Here is a 26,074-nt window from a genome sequence, read left to right as displayed (position 1 = left end):
GGAGGTGGCTCGCGTGACTGTCGTAGTAAAGATCGGCGGCGCACGCGCCGTCGATCCCGCGGGCGCGCTCGCGGACGTCGCCTCCTTGGTCGAGGAGGGCCGAGAGGTCGTCCTCACCCATGGCGGCTCGACCGCCGTCGACGAAACTCTGGAGGAGCTCGGCCAGGAGCCGACCTACGTCGAGACCCCCGGCGGGGTCGTCGGGCGCTTTACCGACGAGGAGACGATGGACGTCTTCAAGATGGTCATGCCGGGGAAGCTGAACACCGACCTCGTCGAGAGTTTGCAGAACGAAGGCGTCGATGCGGTCGGGCTCTCGGGGGCGGACGGCAAGCTGTTGGAAGGCAAACGCAAGTCCGCGGTTCGAGTGAAGGAGGACGGCAAGAAGAAGATCAAGCGCGGCGATCACTCGGGAAAGATCGAGTCCGTCAATTCCGATCTGCTCGAGACCCTCCTCGCGGACGGCTACACCCCGGTCGTCTCGGTCCCGATGCTGGGGAGAGAAAAGTCGGGCGGCTACACGGCGGTCAACGCCGACGCCGACCGCGCCGCGGCCGCCATCGCCGGGGCGCTCGGTGCGGATCTCGTCGTGCTCACCGACGTCTCGGGGATCTACGAGGATCCCGACGACGAGGCGACGCGGATCGACTCCGCCTCGACCCCCGAGGAGTTCGCGGCCGTCGAGGCGGCCGCCGAGGGGTTCATGACGAAGAAGGTGATGGCCGCCCGGGAGGCGTTAGAGGGCGGTGCGACCTCCGTCATCGTCGCGAGTGCGAATGCCGACGAGCCGATCACGGCCGCGCTCGCGGGCGAGGGGACGACTCTCGAACCGGGTGCGCTCGCCGACGACGAGACGGACGGCGAGGAGGTGGCCCAGTGAGCGACCTCGACTTCGTCTCCGGCGGGAAACCCATCCCCGTAGAGCGCGGCGAGGGTCCGTACCTCTACACGCCCGACGGGACCGAGTACCTCGATGCCGGCGCGAGCTACGCCTGCACGCCGCTGGGCCACTCCCATCCCGCGGTCGTCGAAGCGGTCCAGGAACAGATCGGCGAGCTGACGTTCGTCGATTCCTCCTACCCCGTCCAGGCTCGCGAGGACGCCTACGCCGCCCTCGTCGCGGCCGCACCCGACGGCCTCGAGAGCGCCTGGTTCTGTAACTCGGGGACGGAAGCCAACGAGGCGGCCCTGAAGTTCGCGCGCTCCGCCACGGGGAACTCGAGGATCGTCGCCGCGACCCGCTCCTTTCACGGACGGACGATGGGGGCGCTCGCGGCGACCTGGAAGGACAGTTACAAGGAGCCGTACGAGCCCCTGGCCGGCGACGTCGAGTTCGTCCCCTACGGCGACGGCGAGGAACTCGCGGGCGCCGTCGACGACGAGACGGCCGCGGTGATCCTCGAGCCGATCCAGGGCGAGGGCGGGATCAACGTTCCTCCGGAGGGGTATCTCGAGATCGCCCGCGAACTCACCGAGGAGGCCGGTGCGGCGCTGGTCTTCGACGAGGTCCAGACCGGAATGGGCCGCACCGGCTCGATGTGGGCCTGCGAAGGTGGGGGCGTCACGCCCGATATCCTCACGACGGCGAAAGGGCTCGGCAACGGGTTGCCGGTCGGCGCGCTCGCGGTCAGCGAGTGGGTCGCCGACGGCGCGGCCTCCCACAACGCGACGTTCAGCGGCGGGCCCGTCGTCTCCGCGGCCGTCGCGGCGACCGTCTCGACGATCGTCTCCGAGGAGTGGCCCGCCCACGCCGCCCGTATCGGGGACTATCTCGCCGACGAACTCGAGTCCCGACTGGGCGACTCCGTGCGGGAGGTCCGCGGCGAGGGCCTGCTCGTCGGGATCGAGGTCAAACGCGGCGCGAACCGCGTCGCCCGCGATCTCGCGATGAATCAGCAGGTTCTCGCACTTCCGGCGGGCCGGACGGTGCTCCGGCTCCTCCCGCCGCTCGTGATCGAGGAGCCCCATGCCGATCAGCTCGTCGAGGCGATGGCCGGCGTGCTCGGGGAGGTCGAGTCATGACCGCGGCGATGGACGACACTGCCGAGATTTCGTCCGAGGACGCCCGCGAGCTGCTGGTCGATCTCGTCTCGCTCCCCTCGCCCTCCGGCGAGGAAAGCGATGCGGCCCAGCGCCTCGTCGAGTTCTTCGCGGCCAACGGACGGGAGGCCCGGATCGACGAGGTCGGCAACGTCCGCGCTCCCGCGGACGATTCCGTCCTGCTCACCTCCCACATCGACACCGTTCCCGGCGAGATCCCCGTCGAGGTCCGTCCTGCCTCCGGGGAGGACGTCGAGGTGGGGGTCGCCGACGAGGAAGGAGAGGACGTGCTGTGGGGTCGGGGCAGCGTCGATGCGACGGGTCCGCTGGCGGCGATGGCCGTCGCCGCCGCCCGGACCGGCGTCTCCTTCGTCGGCGTCGTCGGCGAGGAGACCGACTCGCGGGGTGCGCGTCATCTCGTCGCGGACCGAGCGGAACCCGGAGCGGTCGTCAACGGCGAGCCCAGCGGGACCACGGGAATCACGCTCGGCTACCGGGGCTTTCTCGCGGGAACCTACGTCGCGACCAGCGAGTCGGGCCACACCTCACGGCCCGAACCGAACGCGATCCAGCACGCGACCGGCTGGTGGAACGGGGTCGAGGACGCCTTCGAGACCGACGAGTACACGCCCGTCTTCGAGGGCGTGACCGCCAAACCGGTGGACATCGACGGCGGGATCAGCGCGGACGGTCTCTCGGTCGAGGCGACCCTCGAGGTCCAGTTGCGGATCCCGCCCTCTTTGGACGCCGAGAGCGTCAGAGAGACCGCCGAGGCCGGCCTCGAGATCGGCACCGTCACCTGGGCCGAGCCGATCCCGCCGGTGATGGAGAGTCCCCGGACCGAGGTCGCCCGCGCGTTCCGGGTCGCGATCCGGGCCGAGGCGGGCGATCCACGCCTCCTGCGGAAGACCGGGACGAGCGACATGAACCTCTATGCCGCAGACTGGGACTGCCCGATGGTCACTTACGGACCCGGCAACTCCGAACTGGACCACGCGCCCGACGAGCGCCTCTCGCTTTCCGAGTTCGACCGTTCGGTCGCGGTCCTGACCCGCGTCGCCAACACGGTGGTGGGCGACTCGTGAGCCCGGACCACCTCCTCGACGTGGACGACCTCTCGCGCGAGGACCTGTTCGCCGTGCTCGACCGGGCCGCCGACTACAAGCAGGCGCTCGCGGCCGACGAGGACCACGGCGACCTCGCCGGGAAGACGCTGGGCATGCTCTTCCAGAAGCCGAGCACCCGGACCCGGGTCTCCTTCGAGACCGGGATGACCCAGCTTGGGGGCCACGCCGTCTTCCTCGGCGAGGACGACATCCACCTGGGTCGGGGCGAGCCCCTCAAGGACACCGCCCGGACCCTCTCGCGGTACGTCGACTGCGTGATGGCACGCGTCTTCGACCACGAGAACTGCGAGGTGCTCGCGGAGTACGCCGACGTGCCCGTCGTCAACGGGCTGACCGACGACGCCCACCCCTGCCAGACGCTCGCCGACCTGCTGACGATTCGCGAGGAGCTAGGGGGGTTCGACGACGTCTCGGTCACGTGGATCGGCGACGGCAACAACGTCGCCCAGTCGTTCGCGCTCGGCTGTGCGCTCGCCGGGATCGACCTCACCGTCGTCACCCCGCCCGAACACCGGATCGACGAAGCCGTCGTCGAGCGCGCGGGGGAACTCGGCGAGGCCCCGGAGACGACGACCGATCCCGAGGGAAAGATCGCGGACGCCGACGTCGTCTACACCGACGTCTGGGTGAGCATGGGCCAGGAGGACACCCGCGACACCCGCCTCGAGCGCTTCGAGGGGTTCCAGGTCAACGAGGACCTGCTCGCGGGCAGCGACGCGCGGGTCATGCACTGTCTGCCCGCCCACCGCGGCGAGGAGATCACCGATAGCGTCGTCGAGAGCGAGCGCTCGATCGTCTTCGATCAGGCCGAAAACCGCCTGCACGCCCAGAAGGCGCTGCTCGCGACTCTCGTCGAGTAACCTACTCGAGGACGGCGTAACCGATTCCGAGGACGAGCCCGTAGACGGCGTGGCCGACGAGACTCGTCGGATCGAAGTTGGGGACCGGCGGAGCCATGGGAAAGCCGACCGTCGAGAGCCAGACCGGCATGACCAGGGCCGCCAGCAGGACCCAAACGACGACGCCGTAGACGAGCCCCGCGCCCGCGGCGGCCGGAAGCGAGGGCGAGCGGCCCGACGCGACCAGGACGGCGGCGAAGACGACCCCCAGGACGGCGCCGTGGGCGACGTGAATCGCGACCAGCGGCGCCGCCCGCGAGCCCGTACAGCGCCGGGATCGCGTTCTCGACGACGCCCGGCATCTGCATCGTCATCAGCGCACCCATCGTGACGGCGCCGGCGATTCCCGCGATCGTACCGGCCTGCCAGGGCTCGAGGGCGGTTGCGGTTCGGTCGTCGGTCGGAGTGGCGGTTTCCGATGCCATACGGTTCCATGGGTCGTGGGTGTGTGTATTGGTATCCCGGTCTGGCATCGCACGCACACGGGAGGGAAGCCTTCATCATACATCGCGTGCCGGCTGAACACCGCGTGATAGACGGCTCTGGATCGGATCGCTAGAGTAGTCTGACTGGGCGAGGGCGTGCCACGTAGGTGAACGCCCGTGTCGGCTAGCATCCTCAGTCGCGACAGTATATTTACTATCGTCCAGGTAGGTGATCGATATATGGGTGTGGATGCGGCGTTCTCGTACGCCAGCACGGCCTTCCGATACGGGCTGATCGCCGCCGCGATACTCGCCTACGTCCTCGGCTACATTGCGTTATTCGTCGGAGGATGGTACGTCCTCTTTCGCGCGATGGGCGTGTTCGATACGGCAGTGATCCGGCCCCTGACCGGCGGGAACGAACTCGTTTCCTTTGCGGTCTTCGGTCTGGTGCAGGTGTGTTACATCGTGGTCGTCTTCCGGATCGGGGCGCCCGGCACGGCCGTACTCACGGACGAATCCAGCCCCTGGGTGCTGTTTTCGGACGTACCGAACGACAACGACTTCTAGGACGGAAAAGCAACCATATCCGCCGGCGGAGGATTCACTGTTCGCTCATCTCCGATACGGCCGGCCGGCGACGCGACTGGCAGGGCGAAAAGACTGATTGCGACGGGGAACGCAAGGCGAACAGATGGCGGGACCGCTGTACGTAACGCCCGGCGAGCTCGCAGCCGACGCGATCATCGACGCCATCCACGACGGGCGCCGCGTCGTCGTGACGACGACCATGCTCGGCGAGGACCACGAGGTGACGTTGCGCCACGACGGGGCGATCTACTACTGTGACACGCCGACGCGACTGCACCGCCACGAGACCGAATCAGAGATGCGCACCTGCATCCGGAACAACGGGTACGGACGCGAGGACGAGGATCCGAATGCGGACACCGGCGACGACAGGAGAGACGAGAGCCGCGGGTGACTCCCTGCGGGCGTTTTTTCGCCCCCCGCGTGCTACGGCAGGTATGGACGAGGGGCCACGCCACCGCTTAGACGAACTGATCGAGCGCTCCGATCCCGACTTCCGGACCGTGATGAGCTGCGTCTTCGGGATCGAGGACCACGAGACCCGGACCTACTTCGCCCTGCTGGACCGGCCGGGGAGCACCGTCGAGGAGCTTTCGGCCGCCCTCGAACGCGACCGGAGCACGGTCAACCGGTCGCTTTCGACGCTCACCGAACGCGGGCTCGTCCGTCGGGACCGCCGGCTCCTCGACGGCGGCGGCTACGTCTACCAGTACACGGCGATCGCGCTCCCCGAGGCAAAGGCGATGCTCCACGACGCCCTCGAGACGTGGACCGAGTCGGTCCACGGCGTCATCAACGGCTTCGACGGCGACCGTCCCTGACCCGACCCCTTTTTCCCTCCTGGCTCCCTCCCGCCGGACAATGGCTCTCGACCTCTCGGCCGAACGGCCGGCACCGCCCGACGAGGCGACCGACGGCGCCTGGCTCGAGTGCATCGCCTGTGGCGACTCCTATCCGCCGTTCGCGGACGTGCGCTACACCTGTGACTGCGGCGGTCTGCTCGAGGTCCGATACGCCTCCCTCCCCACCTTCGCGGACTTCTCGGGAACCGGCGTCTGGCGCTACGAGTCTGCCCTCCCGCTTTCGTCGGGAGTCACCACACAAGAGGGCGCGACGCCGCTCTACGAAGTCCCGCGACTCGAGGACGAGGTCGGAGTCGAGACCCTCCGAATCAAACACGAGGGGATGAATCCGACGGGAAGCTTCAAGGACCGCGGAATGACCGTCGGGGTCGCGGTGGCACGGGAACTCGGCGTCGGACGCCTCGCGTGTGCCTCGACGGGGAACACGAGCGCCGCGCTCGCGGCCTACGGCTCGCGGGCGGGGATGGAGACGCTCGTTTTGCTGCCCGCGGGGAAGGTCGCCGCGGGGAAGGTCGCCCAGGCCGCCCTCCACGGCGCGCGCATCCTCGAAGTGGACGGCAACTTCGACGCCTGCCTCGACGTCGTCAAGGAACTCGCCGAGCGCGGAGAGGCCTACCTGCTGAACTCGCTGAACCCCTTCCGGCTCGAGGGCCAGAAGACGATCGGGCTCGAGATAATGGAGGCCTTCGAGGCCGACTATGGCCCCTTCCCGGACCGGATCGTTCTCCCGGTGGGCAACGCGGGAAACACCGCGGCGCTCTACAAGGCGTTCCGGGAACTGCTCCAGGCGGGCGCGATCGACCGCGAGGACGTTCCCAAGCTCACTGGCGTCCAGGCCGAGGGCGCGGCGCCGATGGTCGAAGCGATCGAGGCGGGCGCAGACGAGGTGCAGCGCTGGGAGACGGTCGAGACCCGCGCGACGGCGATCCGGATCGGGAACCCCGTGAACGCGCCGAAAGCCCTCCCCGGAATCCGCGAGACCGGCGGGACCGCCGTCGCCGTCAGCGACGAGCAGATCACGGATGCCCAGCGCGACCTCGCGCGCGAGGGCGTCGGTGTCGAACCCGCCTCCGCCGCGAGCCTCGCGGGCCTGCGAAAACTCCGCGGGCAGGGCGTCGTGGGCGACGACGAGCGCGTCGCCTGCCTGACGACGGGCCACCTGCTGAAGGATCCCGACGCCGCAGCCGCCGCGGGAGCGGATCCCGAGCCGGTTCCGGCGGACACCGACGGCGTGCTTTCCCATCTGGTCGGCGATCGGTAGAGAGAGAGTCCGCGGGCTGACCGCGGAATCAAACGCGGAACGGGGGAACGAGATCAAAGGCCATCCCGGCCAGGAGGAGTCCGAAAGCGAGGAGGGCACCCGAGAACGCGATCCCGGCGCCCGACGACGAGACGAAGACGCCCCGCATCCCGCTCCCGAGAAACAGGAGCGCGAGCACCAGCAGGAAGAGGGTTCCCGCGACGTCGAGCATCGCGCCTCTGACCGCGTTTCGGACAACGGCATCGAGTTCGTCCCGATCGACGACGGTCGTCCCGCCGTCCGTCGCGGTCTCTCCCTCGCCATTCATACGCATGGATTCTCGTCAGGGTTGATCAAAGTTACTGTACGTTTGACGTGATCGGTATACGCTCCGTCCGAAACGGGTTCTTTTCAACCCCGCCGGACGAACCGCCGCCATGACCCTCGTCGCGTTCGACTTCGACGGCACGCTTTCTGACTCCGAGATGACCGTCCTGCTCGGCGAACGGATCGACGAACTGAACCCCGACAGCGAACAGCCGGTCGCCGAGGAGATGGACGCGATCACCGCCCGCGCGATGAACGACGAGATCGGCTACGCCGAGAGCCTCCGCGAGCGCGCGGGCCTGCTCTCGGGGCTCTCCCTTTCGGACGCCGAGGCCGCCTTCGACCGGGTGGCGCTCCGGCCGGGAAGCGCCGACCTGATCGCCGCCTTGAACGCCGCTGGCGTCACGACCGCGATCCTCACCGGAGGGTTCCAGCGCGGGGTCGAAGCCGCTCTCGAGCACGAGGGCGTCACGGTCGATCACGTGATCGCGAACCGACTGCCGGCCGCCGACGGCGAGCTCACGGGCGAGGTCGGGGGACCGCTCGTCGAGGGAACGAAGGACACGGCTCTGGAGAACCTCGCGGAAACCGAGGGCGTCGGGATGGAGGAGACGGTTGCGGTCGGCGACGGCGCAAACGACCTCCCGATGCTCGAGGTCGCCGGTCTCGCGGTCGGCTTCGAGCCCAAGCCCGCCGTCGAACCCGCCTGCGACGTCGTCGTCTCCTCGATGGCGGAGTTACGGGAGGTCCTCGCGGAGGAGGACGTGCTCGTAGCTGTGGAGTGAGGTGTCGCGGCCTCCGTGGCCCGTACGCGACTCCGGATGGAACGTCGCTGGTCGGAGCTGTGAGTCGGGTGGGAGCCCTAAAAGCCAGTGGCTCGCGAGCGTCTCAAATAAGTGAAGTCGTCGGTCAGTGTCGCTTCCGCGACAGTGAACGAGAAATTACTCGCGGACGACGTTCGTCGCGCGAGGGCCTTTGGGGGCCTGTTCGATGTCGAACTCGATCTCAGTTCCCTCTTCGAGGTCCGGACCGCCAACGTCTTCCATGTGGAAGAACACGTCGTCGTCCGCGTCGTCAGTCTCGATGAAACCGTAACCGCCCGTGTCGTTGAAGAAATCAACCGTTCCGTTTGCCATTGCAACCAATCGTAGCCCCGGTGTACGGATAACCCTTGCGAGGGTCGTGGTACCGCGACCGCCGGGGTGAGTAGAGCGGGTCAGCCGTTCAGTGTGAGGTACCGGACCTCGACGATCCGGTCGTCGCCCTCGAGTTCCTCGCGTGCGGCGTCGGGGACGTCGCCATCGACGTTGTAAACCGTAAGTGCCTCGCCGCCGATCGTCTCGCGGGCGTTGAACATCCCCGCGATGTTGACGCCGTGGGTTCCCATGACGGTGCCGATGAGGCCGATGACGCCGGGTTCGTCGGTGTTTCGGGTGACGACCATCTTCCCGTGGGGGATCGCGTCGACGCGGTAGCCGTCGATCCGGACGATCCGGGGGTCCTCGCCGGCGAAGAGAGTGCCGTCGACGGCGACCTCGCGTTCGCCGTCGCTGACGGTCACCGAGATCAGGCTCTGGAAGTCCTCGGCCTGGCGCGTCTTCGACTCGGTGACGTCCACCCCTCGATCGTCGGCGATCCCCGGCGCGTTGACGGCGTTGACCTGCCACTCGAGGGGGTCGAAGACGCCCTTCAGCGCCGAGGCGGTGACGAACTCGAGGTCCTCGTCGGCGATCTCGCCCTCGTAGGTGACCTCGACTGCCTCGATCCGGCCGTCGAGCAGTTGGGTCGCGATCATGCCGGCGGTCTCTGCGATCTCGATGTACGGTGCGAGCCGCGGGAAGGCGGTCTCGTCGATCGAGGGGGCGTTCAGGGCGTTGGCGACCGGTTCGCCCGCGAGGGCGGCGACGACCTGGCGGGCCGTCGAGGTCGCGACGTTCTCCTGGGCGGCCTCCGTCGAGGCGCCCAGGTGGGGCGTGACGATGACGTCCTCGACGTACAACAGGGGAGAGTCCTCGGGAAGGGGCTCCTCGGTGAAGACGTCGAGGGCCGCGCCAGCGACGGTACCGTCGTCTACTTTCGCCGCGAGGGCGTCCTCGTCGATGACGCCGCCGCGCGAACAGTTGATGACGTACCCTCCTTCGAGCTTCTCGAGTTCGGCCTCGCCGATGAGGTCCTCCGTCTCGGGGGTGAGGGGGGTGTGCATCGAGAGGAAGTCCGCGCGCTCGAGGCAGTCCTCTAGTTCGACGAGTTCGGCGCCGATGCGCTCGGCGCGTTCGGCGGAGATGTAGGGGTCGAAGGCGACGACGTCCATCCCCAAGGAGTCGAGTTTCTTGGCGACCTCCTGGCCGACCCGGCCGAAGCCGACGACGCCCAGGGTCTTGCCCTTTAACTCCCGACCCATGTAGTCGCCTTTCGCCCACTCGCCGGTCTTGAGTCGGGTGTGGGCCTGGGGGATCGACCGGGCGACGGCAAAGGCCATCGCGACCGTGTGTTCTGCGGCCGCCCGGACGTTGCCCTCCGGCGCGTTTGCGACGATCACGCCCCGGTCGGTTGCGGCATCGTGGTCGATGTTGTCCGTCCCGATCCCCGCGCGTCCGACGATGACGAGTTCCTCGGCGGACTCGAGGAGGTCGGCGGTGACCTCGGTGCCCGACCGAACGATCAGCGCGTGGGCGTCGGAAACGGCCTCGTGGAGTCGCTCGCCCTCGAGGTCGTACCCCGTCTGTACGTCGTGGCCCGCATCGCGGAGGACGGCCAGCCCCGCCTCGGCGATGGGGTCCGTGACCAGGACCTTCATGCGCGAGTCACTCGTGCCGAGCGGGTAAACGCTTCCGTTGCCTGCAGAAAGTGGCTCTATGGGCCTCGGTATCACTGCTCTCTCCGCTCCCCGGAATCCACCCTCGAACGCACCCGTTCCGAATTCCCCCACTGACCCCCGCCGGTTCGAAACGGTGTTTGGATGATATTCCTAATATCAGTATATATGTTCCCGGTTTCCACATAATCACGTTTATATTGTGTGGGAGGGTGCGGCCGTACAGGAAGATGTGCACAAACAGGGTGCAACTCGGGAAATCAGTGGACGATAGTGAACAATTAGGAAACGATGGTGGCGATCTCTCGTCGTGTTCGGAACCGACGTTGTCCGAAGTGCCCGTCGAGCCACCGGCGTCTACCCCGGGAGGTGACCGGCCGTGATCGCCGGCAAGTGGAAGAACCTCCTGCTGGCGACGGCGATGTTCAACCTCGGGTTCGTGATCTGGTTTTCCTTCGCGCCCTTTACCGGCGGCATCGCAGAGGAGTTCGGCCTCTCGGTCGCAGAGTTGGGAATCGTCTCGAGTGCCGCGGTCATTGCCGTCCCGCTCGGGCGGATCGTCATCGGCCCGCTGACCGATAAGTTCGGCGCGCCGGTGACCGCCGGGGCCACGATGGTAACCGTTGGGGTGTTCTGTATCATCAGCGCCTACGCGACGACCTACGAGGTCTTTACCGCCTCGCGAATCGTCGCCTCGCTGGCGGGGATCACCTTCGTCATCGGCATCCAGCACGTCTCCGAGTGGTTCGAGGAGGAGGAACTCGGCACCGCCGAGGGGATCTTCGCGGGCATCGGCAACGCCGGCGCGGGGATCGGCGCCTACTTCACCCTCCCGAGGATCTTCGGCGAGGGCTACGCCGGTCCCCTCTTTGCGACCAACTGGCGGGCCGCCTTCTTCTACACCGGCGTGCTCGCGATCGTTTTGGGCGTCGTCTACTTCCTCTTCGGCGACGCTGCAAAGAGCACGAAGAAGCGCGAGGCGACCAAGGCCGGCGTGACGCCCCAGCAGTGGCTCTACATCGCCACCCGCTACGGCGCCGTCGTGCTTTCGGTCGCCTACGTGATGACCTTCGGGCTCGAGCTGGCGATGAACGGCTGGCTCGGCACCTACTACCGGGAGGCCTTCGGCGAGGGCGACCTCGTGATCGCGGCGACGTTCGCGGCGACGTTCTCGATCGCCGCCGGGCTCCTCCGGCCGATCGGAGGCTACGTCAGCGACCGCGTCGCCCGCGACGAGATCGAGCTCCTGCCGTGGTTCGACGGGCGCTACCGCGAGCAGTGGACGTTCGCGACGCTGGTTTTCGTCGTCTGTGCGATGGTCGGGATGACCGCCGCCGGCCTGACCGGCAACATCTACGTCGCGGTCGTCGCGGGCTTTTTCGTCGGGATGGGCTGTGCGTTCTCCGAGGGCGCGATCTTCGCGCAGGTGCCCGCGATGTTCCCCGATAGCTCGGGGTCGGTCGCCGGCGTCGTCGGCGGGATCGGCTCCTCGGGCGGCTCGATCTACCCGCTGGTGTTCTCGGCGGCCTTCCTCCCGAACCTCCACCTGGGATACGCCGTCGTCGCGGGCACGATGGTCCCCATCCTCGTCCTCGCGGCGTGGGTATTCCAGCCCCATGTCGCCGAACAGGCGACGACCGGCGGCTGGCTCGTCGAGAAGCCGCCTGCGGCCGACGCCAGCGAGGGAACCCCTGCCGGCGACTGAGACGGAACCCGACGGCCTTTTCTCCCTCCCCCCGTAGACGCCGACGATGACCGTAGTCACCCTCGGTCCCGAAGGGACCTACTCCCATCGTGCGGCCCGGACGGTCGGCGACGACGTCGACTTTCGCCAGTCGGTGACGGCGATCGTCGAACACGTCGCCGGAAGCACCGACGGCCGCGGAGTGATCCCCATCGAGAACAGCATCGAGGGCAGCGTCACCGAGAGCCTGGACGCCCTCGCGGAGTACGACGTCGCCGTCGTCCGCGAGATCGTTACCCCGATCAGACACGCGTTGCTCGCCCAGGGACCCACCTTCGAGACGGTCGCGAGCCACTCACAGGCGCTCGCACAGTGTCGCAACTACCTTGAACGGGAGTACCCTGACGTCGCCCTCGAGGCCGTCGCGAGCACGGCCCAAGGGGTCGAACGCGCTCGCGAGGATTCCTCGGTCGCGGGGATCGGCCACCCCGACAACGCGGGCGGGGATCTCCAGGTCCTCGCCGAGGACATCCAGGACCAGTCCTCGAACGCGACCCGGTTTTTCGTCCTCGCGCCCGCCGCCGCACGCTCGACGGGCGGCGGGAAGACCTCGCTGGTCGTCTACCCGGACGCGAACTACCCCGGACTCCTGCTCGAACTGCTCGAGCCCTTCGCCGAGCGCGACGTCAACCTCACCAGAGTCGAGTCACGCCCGAGCGGCGAGCGTCTCGGCGACTACGTCTTCCACATCGACGTCGCCGCGGGGCTCTACGAGGCCCGTACGCAGGCCGCGATCGAGGACGTAGAGGCGATCGTACGCGAGGGGTGGGTCCGGCGGCTCGGCTCCTACGACATCGAGCACGTCGTCGAGTGATAGGGGCGGTTCCAAGTCAGTGCACCATCGATCGCAACACGGGACTGCGATCGAACGGGACACCGTTGTAACCGACCCTATGAGCCGGGGTCGGCCCGGGTGGCAGGAGCCTCGAGAGCAGGAAGGGGTTGCGTTTATCCTCCCCGATCCCGTACTCGCCTCTATGGGACGGAACCCGTTCGACGAGGTCGAGGAACTGTTGAACCGCCTCAGCAGACAGGTCGAGGAGGGGATGGCACGGGGCTCGGGCTTTCCGTCGCCCGGCTCGGTCGCGGTCGACGTCGCCGACCACGATGACGAGTACGTCGTCACCGCCGACCTCCCCGGCTACGAGATCGACGACATCGATCTCCGGCTCGCCGAGGGCACCCTCCGGATCGAGGCCGACCGCGAGGACCGCCGGGAGTACGAGGCCGATGTCGGCATCGGGAGCGACGACGGGAAAGACGAGGGCACGGAGATCACGACGGCCGACGACGAGCCCACCCACTACATCCGACGCGAGCGGACCCGCCAGTCCGTGAGCCGGCGGCTCCGGCTCCCGGAGCCGGTAGACGAGGAGGGAGTCTCGGCGTCGTACGCAAATGGCGTGCTGACGGTAACCCTGCCGAAGCTCTCGCCGGGCGGGGACTCTCGGCGGATCGACATCGACTGAGGTCCCGGATTTATTTGCGTCGCCGTTGCCCCGAGCCGATGAGCCCCTCAAGCGAGGACGAAGCCGGGGACTCGACCGGCCCGCGGCGAGGGAGGCATGACGCCGGTCGTTCGCCGCCTAATCCATCGCCATGTAGGTCTGGGTCCGTTCGACGCCTCGAATTCCCTGGATCTCGGTCGCCGCGATCCCCTTTATCTCCGCGGGGGTCTCGACGCTGGCTTTCGCGATGATGTCCACGTCGCCCGCGACGATGTGGGCCGACTCGACGCCCTCGATGCTCTCGATGGACTCACGGAGCCGGTCGGCCTCGCCCGTGTTCGCTTTCACCATTACGAAGGCGGTGACCATCAGCGGACACCCCCCTCGACGGCGGCCCGTCTCTCCGGTTCGCCGACGAGGATCTGGCGGACGTCGCTCAACACCGCGAAGTCCGCGAGGACGACGAGGCGGTCGCCCTCCTCTAGGGACTCGTCGGGGCTGGGAATCCCCAGTTCGCCGTCGCGTTTGCCGAACGCGAGGAGGGTTGCGTCGGCCGGAAGCTGGAGTTCGCTGATCGTATACCCCCGGACGGGCGCCTCGGCGGTGATCGTGAGCTCGACGACCTGGAGATTCTGGGCGATGTCGGCGATCGCCCGGATCGTCCCGCCCAGTAAGGCGTTCTTCGCACCCATCGCGCCCAGGCGTTCGGGGTAGATCACCTCGTCTACCTCGTCGGCGTACTTCCGGTAGATCTCCTCGCGGTAGTCCTCGTCGATGCGCATGATCGTTCGGCAGCCGTAGTGGTCGGCGATCATACACGCGGCGAAGTTGACGTTCAGATCGCCGGTGAGCGCGCCGACGGCGTCGGCGTCCTCGATTCCCGCTTCCACCAGGACTTCCTCGCGAGCGCCGTCGCCGGCGACGACCGTAAAGCCCTGCTCGGCCGCCCGGTCTGCCCGGTCGCCGGCCCGCTCGATCAGGGTGACCTCGTGGCCTTCCTCCCGGAGAACCCGGGCCGTCCGGAGCCCGACCCGTCCCGCACCGACGATGACGAACCGCATTGTCATGGACCCACATACGATCCCACCCGTCAATAAGGTTGCCCCGCTGGCGGCACGAGATCGGGCAAAAGCTTTAGTCATGTGGGGAAGTACCACACCGAGAGATGGTCCACGCGTTCATCATGGTCAAGACCGAGGCCGGGGAGTCCGAAGGGCTCCTCGAGGACATTCGTGGGGTCGGAGCGGTCGAGGGAGCCCACATCGTTGCCGGCAACTACGACGTCATCGCGGAGGTCGAGGCCGCGGAGGTCTACGACGTCCTCGAGACCGTCTCCTCTAAGATCCAGGGGATCGGTGGCGTGACGGACACGAAGACCTACATCGCGATGGACTGACCTTCGACGGACTGCCGTACGTCCGTGCCGACGAGCTCCCAGGGCGCGTAGTTTCGCCGGAAACCCGGACAGCAGACAGTACCGACACCGAAAAGAGCGTCGGGCCGATAGGGGTGGTATGGTGTCGTTCGCCGCCGGGATCGGACTGCTGGTCATGATGGCCGCCCATACGGTGATTGCAGCCGTCGCGACCCGCTTCTTCCGGATCCGCCTCGAGAGCACGTGGGGGCCGGCCGTCTACACCGTCCTTCTGGTTCCCGTCGCCCTCGTCGCGTCGACGCTGTTTCTCTCCGGCACTCTCGGGATCGGCGCCGATCTCGGCTCGACGGGGATGGCGCTCATGCTCATGGTGGTGGCGCCGCTGGCGCTTGGCTACACGATCGACGTCTTCTGGATGCCCCATCCCGACGAAGTCGAACTCCCCGAACGGGCCGACGGCTAATCACGCAGGACGTCCGCGAGGACGCGTTCGACGGAATCGAGCACTTCCTCGGGCGAACGGGAGGCGTCGACCTCGACGAACCGCTCGGGTTCGGCGTCGATCAGACGGCGGTAGTTCTCCCGGACGTCGGCGAGGTAGGCCGCGTGCTCGAACTTGTTCGTCGCGCCCGCCCGGGCGGCGGCGGTCTCGGGGTCGAGATCGAGGTAGATCGTCAGATCCGGCTCGGTCGTGAAGGCGCTGTGTACGCCCCGGACGTACTCCATTGGCCGCTCGAGGTGGCCCTGGAGGGTCGCACCCTGGTAGGCGTACCGGGAATCGACGTACCGATCCGAGATCACGAGATGGCCGGCGTCGAGTGCGGGCTCGATCACCCGCGAGAGGTGATCGGCGTGGTCGGCGGTGTAGAGGAAGAGTTCGGCCAGCGGGTCCGCCTCGGGATCGCCGATCGAGCGGGCGACCGCCTCGCCGTACCAGGAGTCGGTCGGCTCGCGGGTGAACGTGGCGTCGGGATAGGTGTCGTGTAAGGCCTCCCAGACCGTCGTCTTCCCGCTGCCGTCGATCCCCTCGAGCGTGACGAGCATGCCCGGCAGTCGTCCCCGCCGAGGTATGACGGCTTCGTTCCCGCTTCCGTCGCCCACGGTTCGAGACGGGTCCGGAACCCGGCGAAAGGACTATGTAATTTCATAACGAACTTTTCATTCGTGCGAAAGTACGCGATCACCGCCGCCGTGCTGGCCGGCTCGCTCGTGTTGTTCGTTCCCCTCACGGTCACCGCGCTCCTGGGTGCACTCGAGACGATCGGGGAACTGTTCGGACTCGAGCCTGCCACGGGCGGTGCCGTCACGCTTTTGGCGGTGGCCCTGGGCTACGTCACCGCGATGGAGATCGCCCGCGTCCGCCTCCACGGGTTCGACGAACTCGACCGGGGATCGTGGCCCCGGCGGATCGCCCGCCACGCAGTCCTGGCGGCCGTCTCCCTCGCCGCAGGCGTCGTCCTCGCGGACCTCCTCGTCGAGGGAGTCGCGGTCGGGATCGGGAACGGCCAGCCGGTGGTCGCGGCCGGCGCGGCGGCGAGTCTGGTGGCCCTAGCCTGGGTCACCGTCCGCTCACTGCGGGCGTTCCGCGGCGGAGTCCGTCGGCCCGCGCGGCCGCAGTGAGCCGACCCCGACGCATGTAGCCACTCCCTTATTTATCCGTGGCGACCTATTTCCGGGTATGAAGGTCCTGGTCGCGGGCGGAACTGGATTCATCGGCTCGAGCCTCTGTCGGGAACTCCACGAGCGGGGCCACGAGGTGACCGCACTCTCGCGAAATCCCGACGACGGCGACCTGCCCGAGGGTATCGAGGTCGCGATGGGCGACGTCACCGCCTACGACTCGATCGCGCCCGCCGTCTCCGGCCAGGAGGCGGTGATCAACCTCGTCTCGCTGTCGCCGCTGTTCAAGACGCCGTCGGGGACCTCCCACGAGGAGGTCCACCTCGGCGGGACCGAGAACCTGCTCCGGGCCGCGGAGGAGGGCGGCGTCTCCCGATTCGTCCAGATCAGCGGCCTCGGCGTCGATCCAAACGCCGACACGGGCTACCTCCGGGCGAAAGGGAGGGCAGAGGAGGTCGTCCGGGACTCCGACCTCGAGTGGGTGATCTTCCGGCCGTCGGTGGTCTTCGGCGACGGCGCCGAGTTCGTCCCCTTCACGAAGCTGGTGACGACGCCGTACGTGACCGGGCTCCCCGGCGGCGGCTCGACCCGTTTTCAGCCGATCTGGGTCGAGGACCTCGTGCCGATGATCGCCGATTCGCTCGAGGGCGAAGAACACCCCGGCAAGACCTACGAGATCGGCGGCCCCGACCGCCTGACGCTCGCCGAGGTGACGAGGCTCGTCTACCGGTCCGAAGGAAAACCCGTGCGGATCGTTCCGGTACCGATGGCGATGGCCAAGATCGGGCTCACGGCGGCGGGACCGATCCCCGTGGTCCCCCTCGGCCCCGATCAGGCACGCTCCCTGGAGATCGACAACGTCGTCGACGACAACGACGTCGACGTCTTCGGCTACGAGGAGGGCGATCTCACCACCTTCCGGTCGTATCTCGGGCTCGAGCCCGGACGCCAGCGGGCACGAGCCTGATAGGGTCGGTTACAACGATCTACCGTTCGATCGTAGTACCGTGGTCCGATCGACGGTGCACTGACTTGGAACCGACCCTATGAAAGGGGTCCCGACGCGTTTTTGGCGCCCCCCGACCAACGCCGGGAGCGATGGCGCCCCCCCACGTGATCGTCCCCTTTTCGGGAGCCGACCCGAAGACTCGACTCGAGCCCCTGCTCTCGGCGGCAGAGCGCGGGCGGCTCGCCCGTGCGATGCTGTCGGACGTGCTCGCGGCCGTCTCCGGTGCGGGCGCGGAGTCGACCGTGCTCGCAACCGAACCCGTCGACGCCGACCTCGCCGAGCGGGTGATCGTCGACGAGCGCCCGCTTTCGGCGGCCGTCAACGCCCGCCTCGAGAGCGAGGGGCCGGTCGCGGTCGTGATGGCCGACCTCGCGCTCGCCACTCCCGAGGCCCTGGAGGGGCTGTTCGCCACGGACGGGGAGGTGGTCGTCGCGCCCGGGAGAGGCGGCGGAACGAACGCCCTGGTCGTCCGCCACCCCGACTTTAGCGTCGACTACCACGGGGTCTCCTATCTCGACCACCGCGAGCGCGCCCGCGAGGTCGGCGCAGTGGTCGAAACGGTCGACTCCTTCCGGCTCGCGACCGACGTCGACGAACCCGAGGACGTCGTCGAGGTGCTGGTTCACGGCGACGGCGAGAGCCGGGACGCCCTCGAGGGGATGGGCTTCGAGATCGCCGTCCGGGACGGGCGTGTGGGGGTCGCCCGCCGGTGAGTTCAAACACTTATGTGCTCGCCCACGCCAGGTCAAGGTGATGATCCCCGGCGCGGCGGAGTACGGCGTCGACGTGACGATCGAGGAGGCCGACGTCGACCGGCTGTTGGCGGTCGGCCCCGAGGACGTTTCGCCGGCAGCCGAGCTCTCGTTCGCTCGGAACGTCTTCGTCCCGCTGACGACCGCCTGCCGGTACACCTGTACGTACTGTACGTACTTCGATCCGCCCGGCGAGGCCTCCCTCCTTTCGACCGCGGAGGTCCGGGAGATCTGCCGGGAGGGCGCCGACGCGGGCTGTACGGAGGCGCTGTTCACGTTCGGCGATGACCCCGACGACCGCTACACCGAAATTCACGACCAACTGGCTGAGTGGGGCCACGACTCGATCCACACGTACCTCCGCGAGGTCTGTGAAGTGGCTCTCGAAGAGGGGCTGCTCCCCCACGCGAACCCGGGCGACCAGACCGAAGCGCAGATGGCCGAAGTCGCCGACCTGAACGCGAGCATGGGCGTGATGCTCGAGACGACCGCCGAGGTCGGCGCTCACGCCGGACCCCGGAAGAAAGAGCCGGGCCAGCGACTGCGGACGATCGAGACCGCGGGCGAACTCAAGGTCCCCTTCACCACCGGGATCCTGGTCGGGATCGGCGACTCCTGGGAAGACCGCGCCGAGAGCCTGCTCGCGATCCGGGCGATGCACGAGCGATACGATCACGTCCAGGAGGTAATCGTCCAACCCGTCGTCGACAACGAGCGGTGGTCGGGGGGAACCCCCGACCTGGAGACGATGCGGCGGGTGACCGCGATGGCACGCCATGCCCTCCCCGAGGAGATCTCGGTGCAAGTCCCCCCGAACCTGGCACCCGCACGCGATCTCGTCGACTGCGGGATCGACGACTTGGGCGGGGTCTCCCCGATCACCGACGACCACATCAACCCGGACTACAAGTGGCCCGCCCTCCGGGAGCTCGAGGCGATCGCCGAGGAGGCCGGCGTCCCGCTATGCGAACGCCTGCCGGTCTACGAGCGCTTTCTCCCCACGGAACTGCGAACGGAGGGGTTCGACGGCCGCGTCGCCGAAGGCGACTGGCTCTCGGAGCCGATTCGGGCAGTGCTGGCGGCCGACGACGCGGCCGGGCAGCGGTATCGTTCGGTGCTCGCGGGCGAGGGCTACTGAGCGGCCGGACCACGCGTCGGGTTCTCAATCCGCGAGGCGCCGGTAGGCCGCCTCGGCGAGGGCAGGGAACGCGAGCGTCGCCAGGGCCGCGAGAACGGCCGCGAACGCGATCGCGGCCGGCGGCGAGCCGACGGCGCCGGCGAGCGCGAGGCTCCCGGCAACCGTGACGGCGAGGGCGGCGTTGTAGTACGCTATGCGGAGGGCGACGAGCGCCGGAGTGATCGAGACCCACCCCGGGACCGTTGTCGCGAGCGGCGTGACCCATCCGCCCCGGATCGCCGCGACCGTCGCGGTCATCGAGAGCCAGGCGACGAGCGTCGCGGTCCGGACGCCGAACGCAGCGGTCCCCGCCGCGAGGAAGACGAGGAGAACGCCGGGTAGCGAGAAGACCGAGACGTCGGCGAACGCGTAGGTCAGGTCGTGGAGGTAACGGCTCGTCCCGCGCTTCTCGACGCGGGCCAGTCGCCCGTAGCCGTACCAGGTCCGGCGCTCTGGCGAGCGGGCAGCCTCGGCCTCCCGACCCGGCGGGCTCTCCATGGGAACAGGTTGGTTCCACCGGGTCTTAGGTAACTCGGGAGCGCTCTCGGTCTGCGCCGCCCGACGCCGGCGGACCGTCGCCCTCGCCGTTCTCCTCGAGGCACCGATGGAACGCCGATCGGGGATCGGCGGGTGGCTATGACATCCTCCCCGGCGTTCACGCCGGGGTTTCCCCAACCGTACGCTTGGGGCCGGGCCGGCCGTTCCACCGTCGCAAGAGTGGTGGTCAGAACAGACCCGTCCAACGGGGGCAACTTCCCTCTCAAAGAGAGGTACCGGGTATGTGCTCGGTACGTGAGCCCCGTGAAGGGTGTGGCGGGTTCGGCGTCCCGACAGGGACGCGGTATCTCCTTGCACAACGTCCGACGCTGCATCGGACGACGCCGACCGCCTTGCGGTGGTCGGCGACACGGGCCGTGCCATCGGCCTGCCTGTCCTTTCTGCCACGGTGGACAGGCTCGCACGCCGGAGGGGCCACTTTGGTTCAGCCGTCACCACATCTCGCTGTTTCAGAGGCAGTGGTTCTGTCAGCACCTCGGGCGCGTCTGTCGGCTCAGCCGACAGATCCCTGCGGTGCGTTTCGGCGGGAAGTGCCCCAACCAAACTTCCGGGTGAGAGTTTCGGCGATTGAGTTACCGCAATAACCGACTCCGGTGGGCCTAACTTTTGCGGTTTTGTCGTTGAGTGACGCGAGTCACGCCCGTGAGCAAACCGACGGTTTGCGATGCCCATCAGAACGCGTGCGTTCTGAGGACGGCCGTAAACGGCGGGACTCTCTCGCTGAATTAGGTAGCGGAAGGTCGCGTACCAGGAGAAGGGGTTCGCGAGGTTCTCGGCAGTGGGCCGGCACAACCCCTCGATCCGGGGGAAGTCCATCCGCTCGACGAGCGTATCGGAGGGAACGACTACGGCGAACGCGTCGTAGCGGTCGAACGGGATCGAGAACAGTCGGGAAAACCGATCTCTCGGGGAAAATCAGGCCGCAACCTCTTCGGCGGCGAACGTTTCTCGAAGGGTGTCCTCGTCCTCGGGCGAGAGGTTCGTCCGGATCACTTCGGGGTCGTACGGCGCGAGATCTTCGACCAGTCGGTCCTCGGAGATGTCGTGTGCGAGCATGAACAGCGCGGAGTGGCCGGGTTCGATCGTCTCGGACACCTCGTCGATGAACTCGTCGTCGATACCCACGTCAGCAAACTTGCCGGAAAGCGCACCGCTTGCCGCGCCGACGGCGAGACCGAGCCACGGCATCCAGAAGATGAACCCGATCAGCAATCCCCAGAACGCACCGCCGAGTGCACCCGCTCCGACCAGACTGCTCGCCTGTTTTACCTTCACGTGGCCGTCCTCGTCCCGGACGACGACTGCGGCATCGTCGAGCTGTACCAACTCCTGTTTCTGGAGGTCGTAGAGTTCGTCACGGACGGTTTTCGCGCCGTCCATGGAATCGAACGCGAGCACGATGAGTTCTTTCATCTGCAAGGGTCGGACAGCTAGAAGCGTGATAAATCCTTCACACGACCGCCTATAATACAGTTCAGGTGGAACCACGGCGACGAGTGGCAGTCGCGAGCCACCGACCGAACAGGTCTCGGGTCGGCCGTTAGATGCCTCCACGAACCGGTCACTGGCGGTCTCGAGCGCGCTTCCTCGAGACGAACCACGCGAAAACCTGGGACAGCAGCCGTATGGACGATGCCAGTGGCTGTTCGGCGAATCCCGTCGCGCGTGGGCCGATATGACTGTGATTACTTATTCGTGAACGGGTCGTCCGGTCGCCATGCGACTCGTACAGGTTCTGATTCCGAACGGAAACCGCGAGTCGGTATTGAGTGCGTTGGACGACCACGGGATCGATTATGCCGTCTTCGACGAGACCGGTCGAGGCGAGTTCGAAGCACTGGTCCAGTTTCCGGTTCCACCGACCGGCGTCGAGCCAATCCTCCACGACCTCCGGCACGCAGGCATCAGTGAGAACGCGTACACGATCGTCATCCCGACTCGAACCGTCGTCTCGCAACGACTTCACGCCCTTCAGGCCCTCTATCCAGGAACCCGTCTCTCTCGGGGGGAACTCCGTGCAAACGCCCTGGAACTCGCTCCGGCGATCTCGATGTACTTCGCCTTTATCGTGTTGAGTACGCTCATCGCCACGACCGGATTGTTACTCGACTCGGCAGCCACGATCATCGGCGCGATGGTCGTTGCACCGCTGATGGGGCCGGCGATCACTGCAAGCGTCGGGAGCGTCCTCAACGAGCCCGACCTCGCAGGCAGAGGTGTTACCCTCCAAGTTACCGGCCTCCTGCTGGCGATCGGTGTCGCCGCGGTGCTCGGGGCAGTGCTTCGGGGGACGGTGCTCGTTCCGCCGGGGATCGATATCCGGACGATTCCCCAGGTCGCCGAACGGACGAGCCCGAACTTCCTCTCGCTGTTTCTCGCGTTTGGCTCGGGGATCGCCGGTGCGATCAGCGTCTCGCGGGGGTCGGGATCGACCTTGGTTGGCGTCGCCATCGCAGTCGCGCTCATCCCACCCGCAGCAACGGCAGGACTGGGTCTCGCTTGGGGATATCTGGGGGTCGCCGGGGCCGCGTCGGTGCTGGTGCTGGTCAACCTCCTCTCGATCAATCTCTCGGCGTTGGTGGTTTTCTGGCTCAGCGGCTACCGACCCGAACGGGCCGAACACCACACGACCGCGTTCACCTCGGTTCGAAAGCGTGCCACGGTACTCGTCGTCGCGCTCGTCGTGCTTTCCGCCGTGCTCGGAGTCGTTACGCTTGCATCGTACCAGACGACGACGTTCGACCATCAGGCAACCACCGAGACGGAGCGCTTTTTCGACGGCCCGGACCGGTCGGCGTACGTACTCGATTCGGTACGGATAACCTACGAGCCACACGACCTCCTCGTCGGCACGAAACCGGCCGTCACCGTCGTGGTCGGACAAGCCGAGCCTGCAGCTGCACCTCCCGACTTTGCAGACCGCCTCGAACGGGACATCGAGGAGGCGACCGGGGAGGATGTGGCCGTACGGGTCGAGTTCGTCGTCACTCAGGAAACCGAGCCGCTTCCGCCGACGGAGGTCGGCCGTTTCCACCGTCCCGACGGAGAGATCGGTCCAAGCACAACCCGAAGGGTCACCGAATCCCCGGCGGGACAACCGGGGGAGCGGAGGACCGTTCCACGAGCGGGACGTCATCGGTTCGTCCTGCACGGAGAAACGATAAACGACCCGTGAGTGTCACCGGTACCACACCCGCGTATTATCGGTCCTCGGAGCGAAACTACTCCAGACGGACACGCCCCCAGGCGTGTTCTCTCCGCATGACGTCCTCCTGTAAACTACCCCGCCCTACTCGCACCCTCCCGCCTTGCGGCGGTCGGTCACTCCTTGAGGGCGGGGCTTTACCGCAACGACATTGTACCCCGCGACCCCATGCAAGGGCGCGGCCCGGCTTCCTCTTACCGTCCACGGGCGGACGGCGGGTCGGAGTTGTTGCTGCGACCCGCCTACCGGATCCGTTCCGTGGATTGTCCCGCCGATTTAATTCCCGGTGTTCTCTCACTCTACCCCAACACTGGGGACGGGGATCGAACCCGTTCGCGGTCGTCGTTCCCGAGTATAGGGTGCGACGGCCACGCCGTCACACCACGGGAGCCAGTTTACTCGTGGCTCCTACCGACCCCGGCTTGTGCGAGGACGGCAGTATCTCACATAACGGGCGGAGACGGCCTAAGCCTTGCGGTTTCGTCCAGCTTCGCAACGCGATTCCTCTCCACCCTACTCGCTCCCGTCGGTCGCTCGTTGAGGAAGGAGGCTCCTCGCTACCGTTTGCTGAATGTGATCGGTGAGGTCGGCATAGAGGTCGTGGTAGTCGTGGTCCTCGTCTTCCAGTTCGGGGATCCACTGGGTTCCCGCGCCGTCGAAGATCACCTCGGCGTCGTCGCCTTCATCTATGAACTCGGTGGCCGTCTGGAGGGCGTTGACGACACGACCGAGGTCGGAGGGGCTGTCCGTTCCTGCCAGGATGACGATTGCTGCGTCGGGCATGCGTCCGTCCCGGGAGGTCACCACGTAACTCGGTTGGGCGCTCGTGTGCATGCTGGACACGACCGCCGGAAGACACCGAAGGTCTTGTACTTCCATCCCAAACGATCGTGCATGATCGACCCCGTTTCGGATCCCCGGTCGCGTCCGTCAATCGTTACTCGCCTTCCCCGCGGTGATTACCGGTGACCGTCATCCTCGACGGGGAGACGCTCACCCCCGAGGACGTAGCCGCGGTCGCCCGCGGCGGCGAGGACGCCCGGATCGCCTCGGAGGCCCGCGAGCGGGTCCGGACCTCGCGCTCGCGCGTTGAGGACGTCCTCGAGGGCGGCGAGGCCGTCTACGGCGTCAACACCGGGTTCGGCGAACTGGTCGACGAACGGATCCCGCGCGAAGACCTCGAGACCCTCCAGACCAACCTGCTCCGGAGCCACGCGGCCGGCGGCCGCCGCGAACTGGACCGGGAGGCCGTGCGGGCGATGATGGTTACCCGGATCAACGCCCTTCTCGTGGGCCACTCGGGGATCCGCGAGGTCGTCGTCGACCGCCTCCTCGAGTTATTGAACGAGGGGGTCCGCCCGGTCGTCCCCTCCCACGGCAGTCTGGGGGCGAGCGGCGACCTCGCGCCGCTGGCGCACATGTCGCTCGTGCTCGTCGGCGAGGGCGAGGCGTGGGTCGAGAGCGGAGACGGCCCCGAACGTCTCCCCGGCGAGGAGGCGCTCGCGTCGATCGGTGCGGAGCCGCTCACGCTCGCGCCCAAGGAGGGCCTCGCGCTCATCAACGGCACCCAACTCACCGTCGGGATCGCCGCGCTCGCGATCGTCAACGGCGAGGAACTCCTGCTCGCCGCCGACGTCGCGGGCGCGCTCACCACGGAGGTCACCCTGGGGACGACGGCGAGTTCACACCCCGCGATCCACGACGTCCGGCCCCACGAGGGCCAGCGAGCGAGCGCCGAGCACGTCCGGGAACTCACGGCAGGAAGCGAGGTCGTAGAGGCCCACCGCAACTGCGATCGGGTCCAGGACGCCTACTCGCTTCGCTGTCTCCCGCAGGTCCACGGCGCCGCCCGGGATTCGATCTCCCACCTCCGCGAGGCCGTCGAGGTCGAACTCAACAGCGCGACCGACAATCCCCTCGTCTTTTCGGCGGGCCGGGCTGACGACCGCGCCTCCGGCACCGACCGCGCGGCCGTGCTCTCGGGGGGCAACTTTCACGGCGAACCGCTCGCGCTCCGCCTGGAGTACGCCCGCCTCGCGCTCACGGATCTGACGGCGATCGCCGAACGCCGGATCGACCGGCTGCTCAATCCCAATCTCCAGGAGGACCACCTTCCCCCCTTCCTCGCGCCCGAGAGCGGTCTCCAGTCGGGGTACATGCTCCTCCAGTATACGGCCGCGGCGCTTCTCAACGAGAGTCGGTCCCTCGGCGCTTCAGTGACGGACAACACGCCCGTCAGCGGCGGCCAGGAGGACCACGTCAGCATGAGCGCCCAGTCGGCGTACAACGCACGGCAGGTGCTGGAAAACGCCCGCAGAGTCGTCGCGAGCGAACTCGTCGCCGCTTCCCAGGCGGCCGAGTTCGTCGATCGGGCGTTCGACGCCGGAGCGCTCTCGCTGGGGAGGGGTACCGGCGCCGCCTACGACGCCGTTCGCGGGGTCGTCCCGCCTCTACGGGAGGACCGGCCGGTCCGCGAGGACGTCGAGGGGGTCCTAGAACTGCTCGAGAACGGTGACCTGCTCGAGTCGGTCGGCGAGGCGCTCTAGATGTGACCTTCGGCTTTCAGTTCCGCGATGACGTCGTCGACGAAGGCGTCGACGCTCTCGTAGGGGAAGTCCCCGCCCGAGAGCTTGGTGTTGAGTTCCATCGCCGTCATCTCGAACTCCTCGGACTCGAAGGTCGTTCCCGGCCCGTTGGGGAGTGCGGGAACGAGGTCCATCGGGCTCGAGATGGGGTAGTCGGCGCCCTCGAACGCGTCGGTGAACTGTCGGCGGAGTTCGGCTTCGTCTGCCATACCCCGCCGTTTAGGCGGATAAATAATAAATCCGTTGACCGTGGCTGCTACGATGGCCGGCGACG

30 protein-coding genes and 2 pseudogenes are annotated in these 26,074 nt (G+C 67.5%); 21 read left to right on the top strand and 11 right to left on the bottom strand.

Going from position 1 to position 26,074, the window contains the following annotated elements; genetic code table 11:
- Window positions 1-13 precede the first annotated feature (13 nt).
- From LCF40_RS11470 to argF, 4 genes are read left to right on the top strand one after another with little or no spacing between them, the layout of a single operon-like run.
- Window positions 14-880, top strand: a complete 867-nt coding sequence (locus tag LCF40_RS11470) for an acetylglutamate/acetylaminoadipate kinase (protein WP_224828576.1) — start codon at window positions 14-16, stop codon at window positions 878-880.
- The gene (locus LCF40_RS11465; protein ID WP_224828575.1) at window positions 877-2,022 is read left to right on the top strand and encodes an aspartate aminotransferase family protein; all 1,146 of its coding nucleotides are present in this window, start codon (window positions 877-879) and stop codon (window positions 2,020-2,022) included. The genes LCF40_RS11470 and LCF40_RS11465 overlap by 4 nt, the downstream gene beginning before the upstream one ends.
- The gene (locus LCF40_RS11460; protein WP_224828574.1) at window positions 2,019-3,125 is read left to right on the top strand and encodes a [LysW]-lysine hydrolase; all 1,107 of its coding nucleotides are present in this window, start codon (window positions 2,019-2,021) and stop codon (window positions 3,123-3,125) included. The genes LCF40_RS11465 and LCF40_RS11460 overlap by 4 nt, the downstream gene beginning before the upstream one ends.
- Complete coding sequence (argF, locus tag LCF40_RS11455) at window positions 3,122-4,027, top strand: ornithine carbamoyltransferase (RefSeq protein ID WP_224828573.1); 906 nt, start codon at window positions 3,122-3,124, stop codon at window positions 4,025-4,027. The genes LCF40_RS11460 and argF overlap by 4 nt, the downstream gene beginning before the upstream one ends.
- A 1-nt stretch (window position 4,028) precedes the next feature.
- Here argF and LCF40_RS23520 read toward each other — a convergent pair.
- Window positions 4,029-4,491: pseudogene (locus tag LCF40_RS23520) on the bottom strand (histidine kinase).
- Between the two features lie 240 nt (window positions 4,492-4,731).
- Here LCF40_RS23520 and LCF40_RS11445 point away from each other — a divergent pair.
- The 4 genes from LCF40_RS11445 (at window position 4,732) to thrC (ending at window position 7,206) form a co-directional block, all read left to right on the top strand.
- Window positions 4,732-5,061: a hypothetical protein gene (locus LCF40_RS11445; RefSeq protein ID WP_224828572.1), complete on the top strand. Its 330-nt coding sequence runs from the start codon at window positions 4,732-4,734 to the stop codon at window positions 5,059-5,061.
- Between the two features lie 124 nt (window positions 5,062-5,185).
- On the top strand, window positions 5,186-5,476 hold the full coding sequence (locus tag LCF40_RS11440) for a DUF8001 family protein (protein ID WP_224828571.1): 291 nt from the start codon (window positions 5,186-5,188) through the stop codon (window positions 5,474-5,476).
- A 43-nt stretch (window positions 5,477-5,519) separates the two neighbouring features.
- Window positions 5,520-5,903: a helix-turn-helix domain-containing protein gene (locus tag LCF40_RS11435; RefSeq protein ID WP_224828570.1), complete on the top strand. Its 384-nt coding sequence runs from the start codon at window positions 5,520-5,522 to the stop codon at window positions 5,901-5,903.
- A 40-nt stretch (window positions 5,904-5,943) separates the two neighbouring features.
- On the top strand, window positions 5,944-7,206 hold the full coding sequence (gene thrC / locus LCF40_RS11430) for a threonine synthase (protein WP_224828569.1): 1,263 nt from the start codon (window positions 5,944-5,946) through the stop codon (window positions 7,204-7,206).
- 28 nt (window positions 7,207-7,234) lie between these two features.
- Here thrC and LCF40_RS11425 read toward each other — a convergent pair whose 3' ends face one another.
- Window positions 7,235-7,513 carry a hypothetical protein gene (locus tag LCF40_RS11425; RefSeq protein ID WP_224828568.1) on the bottom strand — a complete coding sequence of 93 codons (279 nt, stop codon included), beginning with the start codon at window positions 7,511-7,513 and terminating at the stop codon, window positions 7,235-7,237.
- A gap of 109 nt (window positions 7,514-7,622) precedes the next feature.
- Here LCF40_RS11425 and serB point away from each other — a divergent pair, with 109 nt between their 5' ends.
- On the top strand, window positions 7,623-8,297 hold the full coding sequence (gene serB / locus LCF40_RS11420) for a phosphoserine phosphatase SerB (RefSeq protein WP_224828567.1): 675 nt from the start codon (window positions 7,623-7,625) through the stop codon (window positions 8,295-8,297).
- Window positions 8,298-8,453: 156 nt separating this feature from the next.
- On the opposite strand, the gene LCF40_RS11415 is transcribed toward serB, so the two are convergent.
- Both LCF40_RS11415 and serA read right to left on the bottom strand, forming a co-directional pair.
- On the bottom strand, window positions 8,454-8,648 hold the full coding sequence (locus LCF40_RS11415; RefSeq protein ID WP_114578212.1) for a cold-shock protein: 195 nt from the start codon (window positions 8,646-8,648) through the stop codon (window positions 8,454-8,456).
- Window positions 8,649-8,728: 80 nt separating this feature from the next.
- Window positions 8,729-10,309, bottom strand: coding sequence for a phosphoglycerate dehydrogenase (gene serA / locus LCF40_RS11410; protein ID WP_114578213.1), 1,581 nt, complete (start codon window positions 10,307-10,309; stop codon window positions 8,729-8,731).
- Window positions 10,310-10,706: 397 nt separating this feature from the next.
- On the opposite strand from serA, the gene LCF40_RS11405 reads away from it, so the two are divergent.
- The 3 genes from LCF40_RS11405 (at window position 10,707) to LCF40_RS11395 (ending at window position 13,540) form a co-directional block, all read left to right on the top strand.
- The gene (locus tag LCF40_RS11405) at window positions 10,707-12,032 is read left to right on the top strand and encodes an MFS transporter (RefSeq protein WP_114578214.1); all 1,326 of its coding nucleotides are present in this window, start codon (window positions 10,707-10,709) and stop codon (window positions 12,030-12,032) included.
- A gap of 46 nt (window positions 12,033-12,078) precedes the next feature.
- The gene (gene pheA / locus LCF40_RS11400) at window positions 12,079-12,885 is read left to right on the top strand and encodes a prephenate dehydratase (protein WP_114578215.1); all 807 of its coding nucleotides are present in this window, start codon (window positions 12,079-12,081) and stop codon (window positions 12,883-12,885) included.
- A gap of 163 nt (window positions 12,886-13,048) precedes the next feature.
- Entirely contained in the window at window positions 13,049-13,540 is a 492-nt protein-coding gene (locus tag LCF40_RS11395) for an Hsp20/alpha crystallin family protein (RefSeq protein WP_114578216.1), read from the top strand.
- Between the two features lie 117 nt (window positions 13,541-13,657).
- Here LCF40_RS11395 and LCF40_RS11390 read toward each other — a convergent pair whose 3' ends face one another.
- Both LCF40_RS11390 and LCF40_RS11385 read right to left on the bottom strand, forming a co-directional pair.
- On the bottom strand, window positions 13,658-13,888 hold the full coding sequence (locus LCF40_RS11390) for an Lrp/AsnC family transcriptional regulator (protein WP_114578217.1): 231 nt from the start codon (window positions 13,886-13,888) through the stop codon (window positions 13,658-13,660).
- Window positions 13,888-14,580: a potassium channel family protein gene (locus LCF40_RS11385; protein WP_114578218.1), complete on the bottom strand. Its 693-nt coding sequence runs from the start codon at window positions 14,578-14,580 to the stop codon at window positions 13,888-13,890. The genes LCF40_RS11390 and LCF40_RS11385 overlap by 1 nt, the downstream gene beginning before the upstream one ends.
- A gap of 104 nt (window positions 14,581-14,684) precedes the next feature.
- On the opposite strand from LCF40_RS11385, the gene LCF40_RS11380 reads away from it, so the two are divergent.
- Both LCF40_RS11380 and LCF40_RS11375 read left to right on the top strand, forming a co-directional pair.
- Entirely contained in the window at window positions 14,685-14,915 is a 231-nt protein-coding gene (locus LCF40_RS11380) for an Lrp/AsnC ligand binding domain-containing protein (RefSeq protein WP_114578219.1), read from the top strand.
- 118 nt (window positions 14,916-15,033) lie between these two features.
- Window positions 15,034-15,357 carry a DUF7991 family protein gene (locus LCF40_RS11375; RefSeq protein WP_224828566.1) on the top strand — a complete coding sequence of 108 codons (324 nt, stop codon included), beginning with the start codon at window positions 15,034-15,036 and terminating at the stop codon, window positions 15,355-15,357.
- Here the strand turns inward: LCF40_RS11375 and tmk are convergent.
- Window positions 15,354-15,938, bottom strand: coding sequence for a dTMP kinase (gene tmk, locus LCF40_RS11370; RefSeq protein WP_114578221.1), 585 nt, complete (start codon window positions 15,936-15,938; stop codon window positions 15,354-15,356). The two genes, LCF40_RS11375 and tmk, sit on opposite strands and share 4 nt — an antisense overlap.
- A gap of 120 nt (window positions 15,939-16,058) precedes the next feature.
- Between tmk and LCF40_RS11365 the strand changes: the two genes are divergently transcribed.
- From LCF40_RS11365 to cofG, 4 genes are all read left to right on the top strand, one after another.
- Complete coding sequence (locus LCF40_RS11365) at window positions 16,059-16,514, top strand: hypothetical protein (protein ID WP_224828565.1); 456 nt, start codon at window positions 16,059-16,061, stop codon at window positions 16,512-16,514.
- Between the two features lie 58 nt (window positions 16,515-16,572).
- Window positions 16,573-17,481 (top strand): complex I NDUFA9 subunit family protein, encoded by a 909-nt coding sequence (locus LCF40_RS11360; protein WP_224828564.1) that lies wholly within the window; start codon window positions 16,573-16,575, stop codon window positions 17,479-17,481.
- A 131-nt stretch (window positions 17,482-17,612) separates the two neighbouring features.
- Window positions 17,613-18,236, top strand: coding sequence for a 2-phospho-L-lactate guanylyltransferase (gene cofC / locus LCF40_RS11355; protein WP_224828563.1), 624 nt, complete (start codon window positions 17,613-17,615; stop codon window positions 18,234-18,236).
- A gap of 40 nt (window positions 18,237-18,276) precedes the next feature.
- Window positions 18,277-19,413, top strand: coding sequence for a 7,8-didemethyl-8-hydroxy-5-deazariboflavin synthase subunit CofG (gene cofG / locus LCF40_RS11350; protein WP_224828562.1), 1,137 nt, complete (start codon window positions 18,277-18,279; stop codon window positions 19,411-19,413).
- A 24-nt stretch (window positions 19,414-19,437) separates the two neighbouring features.
- Here cofG and LCF40_RS11345 read toward each other — a convergent pair whose 3' ends face one another.
- Window positions 19,438-19,950 (bottom strand): DUF8215 family protein, encoded by a 513-nt coding sequence (locus tag LCF40_RS11345; protein ID WP_114578226.1) that lies wholly within the window; start codon window positions 19,948-19,950, stop codon window positions 19,438-19,440.
- On the opposite strand from LCF40_RS11345, the gene LCF40_RS11340 reads away from it, so the two are divergent.
- The gene (locus LCF40_RS11340; protein ID WP_224828561.1) at window positions 19,949-20,092 is read left to right on the top strand and encodes a hypothetical protein; all 144 of its coding nucleotides are present in this window, start codon (window positions 19,949-19,951) and stop codon (window positions 20,090-20,092) included. The genes LCF40_RS11345 and LCF40_RS11340 overlap by 2 nt on opposite strands.
- An 833-nt stretch (window positions 20,093-20,925) precedes the next feature.
- Here the strand turns inward: LCF40_RS11340 and LCF40_RS11335 are convergent.
- Window positions 20,926-21,423 (bottom strand): DUF1269 domain-containing protein, encoded by a 498-nt coding sequence (locus LCF40_RS11335; protein ID WP_114578227.1) that lies wholly within the window; start codon window positions 21,421-21,423, stop codon window positions 20,926-20,928.
- 304 nt (window positions 21,424-21,727) lie between these two features.
- Here LCF40_RS11335 and LCF40_RS11330 point away from each other — a divergent pair, with 304 nt between their 5' ends.
- A complete protein-coding gene (locus tag LCF40_RS11330; RefSeq protein WP_224828560.1) occupies window positions 21,728-23,185 on the top strand; it encodes a TIGR00341 family protein in 1,458 nt (485 codons plus the stop codon).
- Window positions 23,186-23,791: 606 nt separating this feature from the next.
- Here LCF40_RS11330 and LCF40_RS11325 read toward each other — a convergent pair.
- Window positions 23,792-23,998 (bottom strand): annotated as a pseudogene (locus LCF40_RS11325) (DsrE family protein); the annotation flags it as partial.
- Between the two features lie 182 nt (window positions 23,999-24,180).
- Here LCF40_RS11325 and hutH point away from each other — a divergent pair.
- Entirely contained in the window at window positions 24,181-25,761 is a 1,581-nt protein-coding gene (hutH, locus tag LCF40_RS11320; RefSeq protein WP_224828559.1) for a histidine ammonia-lyase, read from the top strand.
- Here the strand turns inward: hutH and LCF40_RS11315 are convergent.
- Entirely contained in the window at window positions 25,758-26,009 is a 252-nt protein-coding gene (locus LCF40_RS11315) for an MTH865 family protein (protein WP_114578922.1), read from the bottom strand. The two genes, hutH and LCF40_RS11315, sit on opposite strands and share 4 nt — an antisense overlap.
- Window positions 26,010-26,074: the final 65 nt, after the last annotated feature.

The sequence above is a fragment of the Saliphagus infecundisoli genome, from assembly GCF_020177375.1.
Lineage (GTDB): Archaea > Halobacteriota > Halobacteria > Halobacteriales > Natrialbaceae > Saliphagus > Saliphagus infecundisoli.
Note: the sequence above shows the minus strand (reverse complement) of the source record. Positions and strands in the feature narration are given on the sequence as shown.

Bases quoted from the DNA above. Each gene is read 5' to 3' on its own strand.
- LCF40_RS11330 (WP_224828560.1), top strand. From the start codon at position 21,728: ATGCGACTCGTACAGGTTCTGATTCCGAACGGAAACCGCGAGTCGGTA.
- LCF40_RS11390 (WP_114578217.1), bottom strand. From the start codon at position 13,888: ATGGTCACCGCCTTCGTAATGGTGAAAGCGAACACGGGCGAGGCCGAC.
- serA (WP_114578213.1), bottom strand. From the start codon at position 10,309: ATGAAGGTCCTGGTCACGGACCCCATCGCCGAGGCGGGGCTGGCCGTC.
- serB (WP_224828567.1), top strand. From the start codon at position 7,623: ATGACCCTCGTCGCGTTCGACTTCGACGGCACGCTTTCTGACTCCGAG.
- thrC (WP_224828569.1), top strand. From the start codon at position 5,944: ATGGCTCTCGACCTCTCGGCCGAACGGCCGGCACCGCCCGACGAGGCG.
- LCF40_RS11415 (WP_114578212.1), bottom strand. From the start codon at position 8,648: ATGGCAAACGGAACGGTTGATTTCTTCAACGACACGGGCGGTTACGGT.
- cofC (WP_224828563.1), top strand. From the start codon at position 17,613: ATGGCGCCCCCCCACGTGATCGTCCCCTTTTCGGGAGCCGACCCGAAG.
- LCF40_RS11445 (WP_224828572.1), top strand. From the start codon at position 4,732: ATGGGTGTGGATGCGGCGTTCTCGTACGCCAGCACGGCCTTCCGATAC.
- LCF40_RS11440 (WP_224828571.1), top strand. From the start codon at position 5,186: ATGGCGGGACCGCTGTACGTAACGCCCGGCGAGCTCGCAGCCGACGCG.
- LCF40_RS11335 (WP_114578227.1), bottom strand. From the start codon at position 21,423: ATGAAAGAACTCATCGTGCTCGCGTTCGATTCCATGGACGGCGCGAAA.
- tmk (WP_114578221.1), bottom strand. From the start codon at position 15,938: ATGCTCGTCACGCTCGAGGGGATCGACGGCAGCGGGAAGACGACGGTC.
- LCF40_RS11360 (WP_224828564.1), top strand. From the start codon at position 16,573: ATGAAGGTCCTGGTCGCGGGCGGAACTGGATTCATCGGCTCGAGCCTC.
- LCF40_RS11435 (WP_224828570.1), top strand. From the start codon at position 5,520: ATGGACGAGGGGCCACGCCACCGCTTAGACGAACTGATCGAGCGCTCC.
- LCF40_RS11460 (WP_224828574.1), top strand. From the start codon at position 2,019: ATGACCGCGGCGATGGACGACACTGCCGAGATTTCGTCCGAGGACGCC.
- pheA (WP_114578215.1), top strand. From the start codon at position 12,079: ATGACCGTAGTCACCCTCGGTCCCGAAGGGACCTACTCCCATCGTGCG.
- LCF40_RS11375 (WP_224828566.1), top strand. From the start codon at position 15,034: ATGGTGTCGTTCGCCGCCGGGATCGGACTGCTGGTCATGATGGCCGCC.
- cofG (WP_224828562.1), top strand. From the start codon at position 18,277: ATGATCCCCGGCGCGGCGGAGTACGGCGTCGACGTGACGATCGAGGAG.
- LCF40_RS11340 (WP_224828561.1), top strand. From the start codon at position 19,949: ATGGGAACAGGTTGGTTCCACCGGGTCTTAGGTAACTCGGGAGCGCTC.
- LCF40_RS11345 (WP_114578226.1), bottom strand. From the start codon at position 19,950: ATGGAGAGCCCGCCGGGTCGGGAGGCCGAGGCTGCCCGCTCGCCAGAG.
- LCF40_RS11385 (WP_114578218.1), bottom strand. From the start codon at position 14,580: ATGCGGTTCGTCATCGTCGGTGCGGGACGGGTCGGGCTCCGGACGGCC.
- LCF40_RS11395 (WP_114578216.1), top strand. From the start codon at position 13,049: ATGGGACGGAACCCGTTCGACGAGGTCGAGGAACTGTTGAACCGCCTC.
- LCF40_RS11380 (WP_114578219.1), top strand. From the start codon at position 14,685: ATGGTCCACGCGTTCATCATGGTCAAGACCGAGGCCGGGGAGTCCGAA.
- LCF40_RS11425 (WP_224828568.1), bottom strand. From the start codon at position 7,513: ATGAATGGCGAGGGAGAGACCGCGACGGACGGCGGGACGACCGTCGTC.
- LCF40_RS11315 (WP_114578922.1), bottom strand. From the start codon at position 26,009: ATGGCAGACGAAGCCGAACTCCGCCGACAGTTCACCGACGCGTTCGAG.